At 63.9% G+C, this 11,927-nt stretch carries 12 protein-coding genes; all 12 read right to left on the bottom strand.

What is annotated here, in order from left to right; translation table 11 throughout:
- Window positions 1-22: 22 nt before the first annotated feature.
- Window positions 23-562 (bottom strand): F0F1 ATP synthase subunit delta, encoded by a 540-nt coding sequence (locus tag BUB20358_RS06495; protein WP_006762969.1) that lies wholly within the window; start codon window positions 560-562, stop codon window positions 23-25.
- A 2-nt stretch (window positions 563-564) separates the two neighbouring features.
- Window positions 565-1,035: a F0F1 ATP synthase subunit B gene (locus BUB20358_RS06490; protein ID WP_006401466.1), complete on the bottom strand. Its 471-nt coding sequence runs from the start codon at window positions 1,033-1,035 to the stop codon at window positions 565-567.
- A 129-nt stretch (window positions 1,036-1,164) separates the two neighbouring features.
- The gene (gene atpE / locus BUB20358_RS06485; protein WP_004195828.1) at window positions 1,165-1,434 is read right to left on the bottom strand and encodes a F0F1 ATP synthase subunit C; all 270 of its coding nucleotides are present in this window, start codon (window positions 1,432-1,434) and stop codon (window positions 1,165-1,167) included.
- Between the two features lie 75 nt (window positions 1,435-1,509).
- On the bottom strand, window positions 1,510-2,361 hold the full coding sequence (gene atpB, locus BUB20358_RS06480; RefSeq protein ID WP_006762971.1) for a F0F1 ATP synthase subunit A: 852 nt from the start codon (window positions 2,359-2,361) through the stop codon (window positions 1,510-1,512).
- A gap of 109 nt (window positions 2,362-2,470) precedes the next feature.
- Window positions 2,471-2,998: an ATP synthase subunit I gene (locus BUB20358_RS06475; RefSeq protein WP_006762972.1), complete on the bottom strand. Its 528-nt coding sequence runs from the start codon at window positions 2,996-2,998 to the stop codon at window positions 2,471-2,473.
- Between the two features lie 591 nt (window positions 2,999-3,589).
- Window positions 3,590-4,723: an SLC13 family permease gene (locus BUB20358_RS06470; protein WP_006762973.1), complete on the bottom strand. Its 1,134-nt coding sequence runs from the start codon at window positions 4,721-4,723 to the stop codon at window positions 3,590-3,592.
- Window positions 4,724-4,735: 12 nt separating this feature from the next.
- The gene (locus BUB20358_RS06465) at window positions 4,736-5,629 is read right to left on the bottom strand and encodes a ParB/RepB/Spo0J family partition protein (protein ID WP_035973219.1); all 894 of its coding nucleotides are present in this window, start codon (window positions 5,627-5,629) and stop codon (window positions 4,736-4,738) included.
- 31 nt (window positions 5,630-5,660) lie between these two features.
- A complete protein-coding gene (locus BUB20358_RS06460; protein WP_006762975.1) occupies window positions 5,661-6,440 on the bottom strand; it encodes a ParA family protein in 780 nt (259 codons plus the stop codon).
- 50 nt (window positions 6,441-6,490) lie between these two features.
- Window positions 6,491-7,177 carry a 16S rRNA (guanine(527)-N(7))-methyltransferase RsmG gene (gene rsmG / locus BUB20358_RS06455; RefSeq protein ID WP_006762976.1) on the bottom strand — a complete coding sequence of 229 codons (687 nt, stop codon included), beginning with the start codon at window positions 7,175-7,177 and terminating at the stop codon, window positions 6,491-6,493.
- Window positions 7,174-9,144, bottom strand: a complete 1,971-nt coding sequence (gene mnmG, locus BUB20358_RS06450; protein ID WP_006762977.1) for a tRNA uridine-5-carboxymethylaminomethyl(34) synthesis enzyme MnmG — start codon at window positions 9,142-9,144, stop codon at window positions 7,174-7,176. The genes rsmG and mnmG overlap by 4 nt, the downstream gene beginning before the upstream one ends.
- Before the next feature lie 240 nt (window positions 9,145-9,384).
- The gene (locus BUB20358_RS06445; protein ID WP_035971449.1) at window positions 9,385-10,140 is read right to left on the bottom strand and encodes an ABC transporter ATP-binding protein; all 756 of its coding nucleotides are present in this window, start codon (window positions 10,138-10,140) and stop codon (window positions 9,385-9,387) included.
- Window positions 10,140-11,924: a branched-chain amino acid ABC transporter ATP-binding protein/permease gene (locus BUB20358_RS06440; protein ID WP_006762979.1), complete on the bottom strand. Its 1,785-nt coding sequence runs from the start codon at window positions 11,922-11,924 to the stop codon at window positions 10,140-10,142. Before BUB20358_RS06440 ends, BUB20358_RS06445 begins: the two co-directional genes overlap by 1 nt.
- Window positions 11,925-11,927 lie beyond the last annotated feature (3 nt).

The raw sequence follows: 11,927 nt of genomic DNA, 5'->3' as shown, positions 1-11,927 counted from the left end.
CTGTTGCGTGCCGGCGTGGCGCTCAGGCGGTCAAGGCAGCCTGCATCGATGCGAGGCGCGCGCGAACCGAGGTGTCGAGCACTTCGTCGCCGACCGTCACGCGCACGCCGCCGATCAGCGACGAATCGACTGCGACCGTCGGTTTCAGCTTGCGCTTGAACTTGCGCTCGAGGCTCGCGACGAGGCTGTCGAGATCCGCGCCGTCCAGCGGGAACGCGCTCACGATCTCGGCGTCGGCTGCACCTTCGCGCTCGTTCTTGAGCGCCTCGAACTGTTCGGCGATTTCCGGCAGCAGCGCGATGCGATGATTGTCGACCAGCATCTGCACGAAGTTCTTCGCTTCGGCGCCGGACGCGAGCGGCGACTTCACCGCGGCAAGCAGCAGCTCGGCCACTTGCGCACGCGTCACCTTCGGGCTCGACGCGACCGACAGCACTTCCGGCAGACGCGCAACCTGGGCCAGCTCTTGCACGAGCGTGGACCAGGCGGCGATGTCACCGCCCTCGGCCACGCGGAACAGCGCTTCTGCGTAAGGGCGGGCGATGGTTGCAAGTTCGGCCATGATCAGAGCTCGGCTTTCAGTTGATTCAGCAGTTGGGCGTGGGCCGTTTGATCGACTTCGCGCTTCAGGATCTGCTCGGCGCCCTTCACGGCCAGCGCAGCGACTTCGCCGCGCAGCGCTTCGCGCGCCTTCACGATTTGCTGTTCTGCTTCCGCCTTCGCCTGGGCGACGATACGGGCAGCTTCAGCCTGGGCGTTGGCCTTGATTTCCTCGGCGACCGCCTGCGCGCGCTTTTCGGCGTCGGCGATGCGCTGCTGGCCGTCGTTGCGGGCCTGCGCGAGTTCCTGGTCCACGCGCTTGTGCGCTGCTTCGAGTTCCGCCTTGCCCTTCTCCGCGGCCGCGAGGCCGTCGGCGATCTTCTTCGAACGTTCGTCGAGGGCGTTGATCAACGGCGGCCACACGAACTTCATCGTGAACCACGCGAGGACCAGGAACACGACCATTTGCGCAAACAGAGTTGCGTTGAGATTCACGGTGTTTCCTTATCTGCTATTCCGGAAAAATGAAACGGTAAGGCGCTCATCGAGTTGCATTCGATCAGCGCCCAAGTCTCCGTTCCGCCCTGCGGCGGCGTTACGCCGCGCGCATATTTCCGAGGAACCTTAGCCTGCGAGCTTCGACAGGAGCGGGTTCGCGAACGCGAACAGCATTGCGACACCAACGCCGATCAGGAATGCCGCGTCGATCAGGCCAGCCAGCAGGAACATCTTCGTTTGCAGCGGGTTGATGAGTTCCGGCTGACGTGCGCACGCTTCGATGTACTTGCCGCCCATCAGCGCGATACCGATACAGGCGCCGATTGCACCCAGGCCGATGATGATGCCGATACCGATGGCGGTCAGACCCTGGATGTTGGCGATGAAAGCTTGCATGATCACTCCTTTGTGAAAAGACTTGGAACTGAGATTTAAAAAAATAAAACGAAGACTCTTGTTTGCACGCCGCGCTTAGTGCTTGTCGTGCGCCTGGCCGAGATACACCAGCGTCAGCATCATGAAGATGAATGCCTGCAACAGAACAATCAGGATGTGGAAGATTGCCCAGACGCTGCCCGCGATCACGTGACCAACGAAGCCGAGGAACGTTGCATCGCCGCCGAAGTTCCACATGCTGCCGAGCAGGGCGATCAACAGGAACAACAGCTCACCCGCGTACATGTTGCCGAACAGCCGCATGCCGAGCGAGACGGTCTTCGCGACGTATTCGACGATGTTGAGCGCGAGGTTCGGGATCCACAGCAGCGGGTGGCCGCCGAACGGCGCCGACAGCAGCTCATGCGCAAAACCGCCCGCGCCCTTGATCTTGATGCTGTAGTAGATCATCAGCACGAACACGCCGAGCGCGATGCCGAGCGTGCCGTTCAGGTCGGCGGTCGGGACGATGCGATGGTGGGAAATCACGTTCGACAGGCCGAGCAGGCCAATGATGCGGCCCGGCAGGTCGACCGGGAGGAAGTCGAGCGAGTTCATCAACGCGACCCACACGAACACCGTGAGAGCGAGCGGCGCGATGAACGTGCGATTGCCGTGGACGATGGCCTTCGATTGATCTTCGACCATCTCGACGAGCATCTCGATCGCGCACTGGAAACGGCCCGGCACGCCGGACGTCGCGTTGCGCGCGGCGAGGCGCAGCAGGACGATCGTCACGAGGCCGCACACGATCGACCAGAACAGCGTGTCGAGATTCCAGACGTGGATGTCGAAAATCGACGTCTGATGCGAGGTGGAGAAATTCTGCAAGTGGTGCGCAATGTACTCGGACGGATCCGGACCACGCGTGCCTTCGCTAGCTGCCATATCGTTAATGCCACCCAAATTGTCGAAAATCGTTTTGCCCGTTCCGCAACACGCTATTGCGGGAACGAGCCGGTGCGGCTCGCTGTCGAAACCGCACGCTGGTTGTTCGTTACCGCCAGGCCAACGCGATCCAGTACGTCTTCAGCACGACGAGGTAGGTGACGAGGAGTGCCGGCCAATGAACGCCGGCATAGCCGTACGCCACTGCGGCGAACATCCCGATCGTCACGCCGAGTTTCAGTGCTTCGCCTGCCACCCAGCTCATCACGGTGGCCGAGCCACCTGCCTTCAGTCGTGCCACGAACAACGCGCTTGGCACCCAGCCGATCGCCCCGCCCAGAAACGCGGATTGCGCAGCGGCACCCGGCGACTTCGACAACAGCCACCACGCCAGCGTTGCAACCAGGGACAGTGCCACCTGCGCGATCACGACCTTGTACGGCGTCACGCGCGACGGCTTGCTCACGTTCGGGCCGAACAGCTTCTCGGCTTCTGCCCGTGTAAGCGGAACGATGTTGTTATCTTGCTGCTCGGCATCCCAGTCGTCGCCGTCGAACTCGCGCCGCTCGCCGGCCGCTGAAGCGGTGCGTTGCGCGCGGTGATCATCGTGCCTGTCGTTCGGCGCCTGACCCGCCATCGCAATCTTCCGCAAAGTCCTTGAACCCGGCCCCAAACTTTCCGAAAGCTTTCAGGGGTGCCTAGCTAACAAATCCGGGCGATTGTAAGCGATAGTTGCAAGTGATTCAAGGCTTTAGACGCGACAAAAACCTGTGCAAAACGACGCGTCGTCATGTGTAAAACCGGTCGGTCGCGGACGTACGATGACAGTTGTAAGGTCGCTTCGTTGCAGCGGAATTCGATGCCGCAGAAATGCGGTGACAAGCACGCGACGAGCCGTGTTTCGATCGGCGTGCGCGCCGATCGCGCAGTCGCTGCGGCGACGGGAAGTCGGCGTGATCGTGGAGATGGATTCATCGCGGGCGGCGTCCCGGACAAGAAGCGCGCAGCTCTGCGCTGCAGTTCGATCGATCGCGATCGAACGATGATTCACGACACCGCGATCGCCGGTGACAGCGACGATGCGGACGAACGGCCGCGCGCCGTCACAGACGTTCGACTGTGAATCGGCGCGGTTATCAACAGCGCGCGGATGCCGCCAATGCCGTGTGCCGCACCGTCGATCCAGACACGATGTGCGTGAATCGTCGACATGCAGCCGTTCAGCGGTTCAGCCGTGAAGAACGAGCAGCCATGCACCGAGCCCCGCGCTTGCGAGTGCGAACGGAATCGACACGAGATGAAACGGCAGCCACATGCGCGGCTCCTTCGCGAGGCGTACCGCGATCAGGTTGGCGAGCGAACCGATCGCAAAGCCGAAGCCGCCGACCGACACGCCGAACGCCAGTGCACGCCAGTCGCGCGTGAATTCCGACAGCAGGATCGCGGCCGGCACGTTGCTGATCCCCTGCGACAGCACCGCCCCCGCGGCGAACACCCGCAGCGGCGAGTCGAGATGCGCACGCGCGATCGCGTCGTGTACGGCCGGCAGTGCGGCCGCGCTGCGCAGCACGACGAACATCAGCACGAAGATCAGCAGCAGCAGCCAGTCGATCTTCAGAACCGCGTCGCGCTTGACGGCGAGCAGTACGATCGCGACCGCGAGCAATCCCGGCAACGGATGGTGCGCGTCGGCGAGCAGCACGAACGCGGCAAACAGCACGGTAGCGATCGCCGCGTGCGTGCGCTGCACGGGAAACTCGGCGACATCGCCGGACAGATCGAGCGGCTTCGCGCGAAACGCACATGCGGTCAGCGCGAGCAGCAGCGCCATCAGCGCCAGCGCTAGCGGCCCGAGCGCGATCACGAATCCGCCGAACGACACGCCGCTCAATTGCCACAGAAAAAGATTCTGCGGATTGCCGAGCGGCGTCGCGACCGACCCGGCATTGACGGACAGCGCAACGACGATCACGAGCCGCCGAAACGGCAGCGGCGTCAACGCACGCAGCGATACCATCAGCGGCACGACGACGAACAGCGCGACGTCGTTGGTGAGCCACATCGCGAGCGCTGCGGCGAACCCGACGAGCAGCATCGCGAGACCGCGTTCGGAGCGCACGTGATGCACGATACGGTGCGCGAGCCACATCAGGCAGCCGGACAGCTCGAGCGCCTTGGTCAGCATCAGCAGACCGGCGAGCGTCGCAACGGTCTGCCAGTCGACGAGGCCGGCCAGTGCAGCAACTGGTTGCGGGCGCAACCATTGCAGCACGATCAGCGCGAATGCCAGCACCGATAGCACGGGCTCCTGAGCAAGCCAGCCGAACAACCGGCGTGGCGTCGACGCGCCGGTATTCTCCATCGGCTCTCCCCGTTATTCTTCGGCGGCGACGTTGCCGCGCAGCCGCGCGAGAATGCCCTCGAGCGCATCGAGGTTGCCGAAATCGATCATCACCTGCCCTCGCCCGCGGCGGCCGAGCTTGATCTTCACCGTCGACGCGAGCAGATCGGACAACTCCTCTTCGAGACGGCGCGTGTCGCGGCCGCCGTCGTCCTTTGCGCGCGCCTTCACCGCAGGGGCTGCCTTCGTCGTTTGCGCGACGAGCTTCTCGGTCTCGCGCACCGACATCCGCTTGTTGACCACTTGGTGCGCAAGCGTGATCTGCGTCGCGGCGTCGACCGCGAGCAGCGCACGCGCGTGGCCCATGTCGAGATCGCCGGCCAGTAGCATCGTCTGCACCGGCGCCGCGAGATTCAGCAGGCGCAGCAGGTTCGACACGGCGCTGCGCGAACGGCCGACCGACTCGGCCGCCTGCTCGTGCGTGAAACCGAACTCGTCGAGCAGGCGCTGAATGCCTTGCGCCTCTTCGAGCGGGTTCAGGTCTTCGCGCTGAATGTTCTCGATCAGCGCCATCGCCGCAGCGGCTTGGTCGGACACGTCCTTCACCAGCACCGGCACCTCTTCGAGGCCGGCCAGTCGCGCCGCGCGGAAGCGCCGTTCGCCGGCGATGATTTCGTATTTGTCTGATGAAATGGGCCGCACCAGGATTGGCTGCATCACACCCTGCGCGCGAATGCTGGCCGCCAGTTCCTGCAGATTGCCCTCGTCCATCCGCGTGCGCGGCTGGTACTTGCCGGCCTGCAACTTGCCGAGCGCAAGCGTGCTCGGCGCGCCTTCGATCTTCACCGCTTCGGTGATATCGGCGCTGCCGCCGAGCAGCGCTTCGAGGCCACGTCCCAAACCCTTCTTCTTTGGTACGGCGTTCATCTCTTTCTTCCTCGTTTCGCTCATATCGGAATCAGGACGCTTCGAACGCACGCACGCGCTCGATCATCTCGGCACCGAACTGGAGATACGCTTGCGCACCGCGAGAACTGCTGTCGAACACGACGCCCGGCAATCCGTAGCTCGGCGCTTCAGCCAGACGCACGTTGCGCGGAATCACCACGTCGAACACCTTGTCGCCGAAGTGCGCTTTCAATTGATCGGAAACCTGCTGTTGCAACGTGATGCGAGGATCGAACATCACGCGCAGCAAGCCGATGATCTTCAGGTCGCGATTCATGTTCGCGTGAACCTGCTTGATCGTATTGACGAGATCCGACAGCCCTTCCAGTGCAAAGTACTCGCACTGCATCGGAATCACGACGCCGTGCGCGGCACACAGTCCGTTCAGCGTCAGCAACGACAGCGTCGGCGGGCAGTCGATCAGCACGAAGTCATAGTCGTCGGCAACGCGTTCGAGCGCAGCCTTCAGCCGGCGCTCGCGGTTGTCGATGCCGATCAGCTCGATCTCGGCGCCCGACAGCTCGCGGTTCGCAGGCAGCACGTCGTACGTGACGGCTTCCGGCCGTACGCGCGCGTCGGCCACCGACACGCCGTCGACCAGCACTTCGTACACGGTCGCATCGCACGCGGCCTTGTCGATCCCGCTGCCCATCGTCGCGTTGCCCTGCGGGTCCAGATCGATCAACAGTACTCGTTGCTCCTGCGCTGCAAGGCTTGCGGCGAGATTGACCGATGTCGTCGTCTTGCCGACGCCCCCCTTCTGGTTTGCAACGCAGAAGATCTTTGCCATCGTTGATGTGTTCCTCTTACTTCAAACAATCGGCGCGCCGCAGCGCGCCGTCAAATCGCTTCGTCGACGCAGACTTCGATCAGATGCCGCTCGGCGTCGAGCATCGGCACCGCGAGCCGCATCGTCTGGTTGACGCGGCTGCGTTCAGGCAGTCGCGCAATCTCGTCGTCCGGATATACACCCTTCATCGCCCAGATCGATCCGCCGCGCGCGACGAGATGTCGAGCAAGTTTAACGAAGTCGGACAGATCAGCGAAGGCGCGCGATACGATCACGTCGAATTTTTCCGGAACGTCGACACCCGGCTGCAGCGATTCGACCCGCCCCGTAACGACCGACAGGTTCGCGAGCTTCAGCTCCGCGCGCATCTGCGTCTGGAACGCCGACTTCTTCTGCACGATATCGTTGAGCGTAACGTGCCAGTCCGGCCGGACGATCGCCAGTACGATTCCAGGCAAACCGCCGCCCGATCCGACATCGAGCACACGAGCCGACTCGCGCGCACGCAGATGCGGGACGATCGACAGTGAATCGAGAATGTGCTGAATCATCATCTGCTGCGGATCGCGGATCGCGGTCAGGTTGTAGACCGCATTCCACTTGCCGAGCAGCGCGACATAGTCGAGCAGCTGGTTGCGTTGCGTGTCCGTCAGCGCGACATCGAGTGCGGCCGCGCCGTCGACGAGCATTCGTTCAAGTACGTCCCGATTAACCGCCGGCGCGCGACGCGCGGTCATCGTTGCGCCGGGACAGTGCCGTCCCCCTGCTCAGCCGCTTCGGCCGCCGCGCCGTTCCGACGCCCAAGCCCGCGGCGCTTCAAATGCACCATCAGCAGCGAAATCGCGGCCGGCGTGACGCCCGAGATCCGCGATGCCTGCCCGATCGTTTCCGGCCGGAATTCATTGAGTTTCTGGCTCACTTCGAACGACAGCCCGCGAACGTCACGGTAATCGATACCGTCCGGCAGTCGCGTGTTCTCGTTCGCGTCGTTGCGCTCGATCTCGTTTGCCTGCCGCTCGATATAGCCCTGATATTTGATGCCGATCTCGACCTGCTCCTTGATTTGCGCAAGCAGTACCGGATCGTCGGCCAACGGCTCAGCCGGCCCGCATTCGCCGCCCTTCAGCCCGCAGACGCCGTCATAGCTGACACCAGGGCGACGCAGCAATTCGGCGAGACTGTATTCGTGGTCGATCGCCTTGCCGAGCAGTGCGGTCGCTTCTTCCGCCGGCAGCGTCTTCGGCGTTACCCACGTCGACTTCAGACGTTCTGTTTCACGTGAAACAGCATCGCGCTTCCGGCAGAACGCATCCCAACGCACGTCGTCGACCAGCCCGAGTTCGCGGCCGATTTCCGTTAACCGCATGTCGGCATTGTCTTCGCGCAGGCTGAGCCGGTATTCGGCCCGGCTCGTAAACATCCGGTATGGCTCGGCGACGCCGCGTGTGACGAGGTCGTCGACCAGCACGCCGAGATACGCCTGATCGCGACGCGGACACCACGCGTCTTTCTCCTGCACATAACGGCCCGCGTTGAGGCCGGCAAGCAGCCCTTGCGCGGCCGCCTCTTCGTAGCCGGTCGTCCCGTTGATCTGCCCCGCAAAAAACAGCCCGTTGATCGCCTTCGTTTCCAGCGACGCCTTCAACGCACGCGGATCGAAGTAGTCGTACTCGATCGCGTAACCGGGCCGCAGGATGTGCGCGTTTTCGAGGCCGCGCATCGAATGCACGAGTTCGAGCTGCACGTCGAACGGCAGGCTCGTCGAGATGCCGTTCGGGTAGAACTCGTTCGTGGTCAGCCCTTCCGGCTCGAGGAAGATCTGGTGCGACTCCTTCGACGCGAAGCGATGAATCTTGTCCTCGATCGACGGGCAGTAACGCGGCCCCACGCCTTCGATCACGCCTGTATACATAGGCGAACGATCGAGGCCGCCGCGAATGATGTCGTGCGTACGCTCGTTCGTATGCGTGACCCAGCATGGCAGCTGCTGAGGGTGCTGCTCGACGCGGCCCAGGAACGAGAAGACGGGGATCGGATCGAGGTCGCCCGGCTGCTCGTCCAGTTTCGAGAAATCGATCGTGCGGCCGTCGATTCGCGGCGGCGTGCCGGTCTTCAGCCGGCCTTGCGGCAGCTTCAGTTCTTTCAGGCGCGCAGACAGCGACACGGCGGCCGGATCGCCCGCGCGGCCGCCCGTATAGTTGTTCAGGCCGACGTGAATCTTGCCGTCAAGGAACGTGCCGGCCGTCAGCACGACGGCGCGTGCGCGGAAGCGGATGCCGATCTGGGTGACGGCGCCCACCACGCGGTCGCCTTCGACCATCAAATCATCGACGGCCTGCTGAAACAGCCACAAGTTCGGCTGATTCTCGAGCCGGCGGCGAATCGCTGCCTTGTACAGGACGCGATCGGCCTGTGCACGCGTTGCGCGCACGGCCGGCCCCTTCGATGAGTTGAGAATCCGGAACTGGATGCCGCTTTCGTCGGTGGCAGCGGCCATCGCGCCGCCGAGCGCGTCGACTTCCTTGACCAGATGGCCTTTACCGATGCCGCCGATCGACGGGTTGCAGCTCATCTGACCGAGCGTTTCGATGTTGTGGGTCAGCAGCAGCGTCTTCGCGCCCATTCGGGCGGACGCCAACGCGGCTTCCGTGCCGGCGTGACCACCGCCGACGACGATGACGTCAAATTCTGTGGGATAAAGCATGGCGGGATTCCGCGCGCAGGACAGCGCGCGAACCTATCAGAGAAATGTATGGGGCGAATTATAGCGGGTTCGCTTTTCGCCCGAATGCCGTCCGAATGGTAGGGTCCGCTCATTTCACGGATTTCGTCGCTCGCCACGTCCATCAGCGCACGCACCGCCACGCTGCGGGATGCAAGCAGCGCAACAAAAACGGCGTGTTTCACGTGAAACACGCCGTCCGTTTGCCACCGCGCGCCAGCTTTACGCCGTCTTCTTCGCCAATCCGAGGTAGGTCTCGATCACTTGCGGATTCTGCGCCAGGTCGGCGGCCGGCCCTTCCAGCGCAAATTCGCCGGTTTCCAGCACATAGCCGTAGTCGGAAATCTGCAACGCGGCGCGCGCATTCTGCTCGATCAGCAGCGTGGCAACGCCTGTGCTGCGCAACGCGCTGATGATATGAAAGATCTCCTTCACGATCAGCGGCGCCAAGCCGAGGCTTGGCTCATCGAGCATCAGCAAGTCCGGCTTGCCCATCAACGCACGGCCGACAGCCAGCATCTGCCGCTCGCCGCCCGACAACGTGCCGGCGGCCTGCCTGCGCCGTTCCTTGAGCCGCGGAAACAGTGCAAACACGGGATCGAGCTGATCGAGGAAGTTCGCTTCGCCGGCCTGCTTGCGCCGATAAGCGCCGAGCACGAGGTTATCCTCCACCGTCATCGTGCCGAACAATTCGCGCTTTTCGGGCACCAGGCACATCCCGCGTGCGACGCGCTGCTCGATCGGCAGCAGGCTCACATCCGTGCCGCGGTACACGACCGCGCCCGTTGCATGCCCGTTGACGGGCAACGCGCCCATGATCGCGTTCAGCAGCGTCGATTTGCCGGCGCCGTTCGGGCCGATCACGCTGACGATCTGCCCCGCTCCAACCTTGATCGCCGCACCGTGCAGCGCCTCCACCTTCCCGTACCGGACCGCGAGGTCGCGTACGTGGAGAATCGGCATCGTCGTATCCGTCATCACTCCACCCCGCCCAGATATGCTTCGAGCACCGCCGGATCCTGCTGCACGTCCTGCGGCAACCCTTCCGCGATCCGCGTGCCGAACTCCATCACGACCAGCCGGTCGGTGAGGTTCATCACGAAATCCATATCGTGCTCGACGAGCAGCACGCTCATCCCTTCCGCCTTCAGGCGTCGCAGCAGCTCCGCGAGCTGCTGTTTCTCCTGGTAGCGCAGGCCGGCCGCCGGCTCGTCGAGCAGCAGCAGCGTCGGATCGCAGCACAGCGCGCGTGCGATTTCGAGGATGCGCTGCTGACCGAGCGCGAGACTGCCCGCGTCGTCGTACATATGCTTTTCCAGCCCGACGCGCCGGATCTGCCGCGCGGCTTCCGCGAGCAATTGCGCTTCCTCGTGCGCGTTGAGCCGCGCGATGCTGCGCCACACGCCCGTATGGCCGCGCAGATGCGCGCCGATCGCAACGTTCTCGAGCACCGTCATCGTCGGCAGCAGCTTTACGTGCTGGAACGTGCGGCCGATCCCGCGTCGGACGATCTGGCGCGACGTAAGCCCGTCGATGCGCTCGCCGCGGAACGTAATCGTGCCGGCGGTCGGCTGCAGCACGCCCGTCACCAGGTTGAAGGTCGTCGACTTGCCGGCGCCGTTCGGTCCGATCAGCCCGATGATCTGCCCCGCCTTCACGTCGAAGCTCACGTCGTTGACGGCCACGAGGCCACCGAACTGCTTGCGCGCGTTGTCGACGACGAGCAGCGGCTCACCGGCCGTCGGCTTCGCGCGCTGCGGCAGCGGGTCCGCCTGCTCCGGCACGTGCGCGCGCGGCCCGCGCGGAAACAGCTTCGCGACGAACGGCCATACGCCCTGCCTCGCGTACTGGAGCAGCAGCACCATCAACACGCCGAACACGATGATCTCGAAGTTGCCTTCCGAGCCGAGCAGCTTCGGCAGCAGCGTCTGCAGATAGTCCTGCAGCACGGTGAGGATCGCCGCACCGAGCACCGCGCCCCACACGTGCGACACGCCGCCGACCACGGCCATGAACAGAAACTCGATACCGTGGTTCAGTCCGAACGGGGTCGGGTTCACCGCGCGCTGCAGGTGCGCGTACAGGAATCCCGATACCGCGGCGAGCACGGCAGCGTAGACGAAGATCACGACACGCATCCACGCGGTGTTCACGCCCATCGCTTCGGCCATCACGCCACCGCCGCGCAACGCGCGGATCGCACGGCCGGGGCGGCTGTTCAGCAGGTTCTGCACCGATACGATCGCCGCGAGCACGACGGCCCAGATCAGGAAATACAGGCTGCGCCCGCTGTCGAGTTCGACGCCGAACAGGTTCAGCGCCGGAATGCCGTTGATCCCGTCGTACTTGCCGAGCAGCTCGAGGTTGCCGAACAGGTAGAACAGCGCGAGCCCCCAAGCGATCGTGCCGAGCGGCAGGAAATGCCCGGACAGCCGCATCGTCACCATCCCGAGCACGAGCGCGACGAGCGCCGTCAACGCGACGCCGACGAGCAGCGCGAGCCACGGCGATACGCCATAGTGCGTCGTCAGAAACGCCGTCGTATATGCGCCGACGCCGACGAACGCCGCCTGCCCGAAGCTCGTCATTCCGCCGACGCCGGTCAGCAGCACGAGCCCGATCGCGACGATCGCGTACAGACCGATGTAATTGAGCAGCGTGATCCAGTATTCGGGCACCTGCAGCACGCCGGGCAGTACCGGCAACGCGAACAGCACCACGAGGAACAGCCAGAACGTCTTGTTGCGCACCATCGTCTTCATCGC

The organism is Burkholderia dolosa, from assembly GCF_902499135.1.
GTDB lineage: Bacteria > Pseudomonadota > Gammaproteobacteria > Burkholderiales > Burkholderiaceae > Burkholderia > Burkholderia dolosa.
Note: the sequence above shows the minus strand (reverse complement) of the source record. Positions and strands in the feature narration are given on the sequence as shown.

Bases quoted from the DNA above. Each gene is read 5' to 3' on its own strand.
- BUB20358_RS06495 (WP_006762969.1), bottom strand. From the start codon at position 562: ATGGCCGAACTTGCAACCATCGCCCGCCCTTACGCAGAAGCGCTGTTC.
- atpE (WP_004195828.1), bottom strand. From the start codon at position 1,434: ATGCAAGCTTTCATCGCCAACATCCAGGGTCTGACCGCCATCGGTATC.
- atpB (WP_006762971.1), bottom strand. From the start codon at position 2,361: ATGGCAGCTAGCGAAGGCACGCGTGGTCCGGATCCGTCCGAGTACATT.
- BUB20358_RS06475 (WP_006762972.1), bottom strand. From the start codon at position 2,998: ATGGCGGGTCAGGCGCCGAACGACAGGCACGATGATCACCGCGCGCAA.
- BUB20358_RS06470 (WP_006762973.1), bottom strand. From the start codon at position 4,723: ATGGAGAATACCGGCGCGTCGACGCCACGCCGGTTGTTCGGCTGGCTT.
- BUB20358_RS06465 (WP_035973219.1), bottom strand. From the start codon at position 5,629: ATGAACGCCGTACCAAAGAAGAAGGGTTTGGGACGTGGCCTCGAAGCG.
- BUB20358_RS06460 (WP_006762975.1), bottom strand. From the start codon at position 6,440: ATGGCAAAGATCTTCTGCGTTGCAAACCAGAAGGGGGGCGTCGGCAAG.
- rsmG (WP_006762976.1), bottom strand. From the start codon at position 7,177: ATGACCGCGCGTCGCGCGCCGGCGGTTAATCGGGACGTACTTGAACGA.
- mnmG (WP_006762977.1), bottom strand. From the start codon at position 9,144: ATGCTTTATCCCACAGAATTTGACGTCATCGTCGTCGGCGGTGGTCAC.
- BUB20358_RS06445 (WP_035971449.1), bottom strand. From the start codon at position 10,140: ATGACGGATACGACGATGCCGATTCTCCACGTACGCGACCTCGCGGTC.
- BUB20358_RS06440 (WP_006762979.1), bottom strand. From the start codon at position 11,924: ATGAAGACGATGGTGCGCAACAAGACGTTCTGGCTGTTCCTCGTGGTG.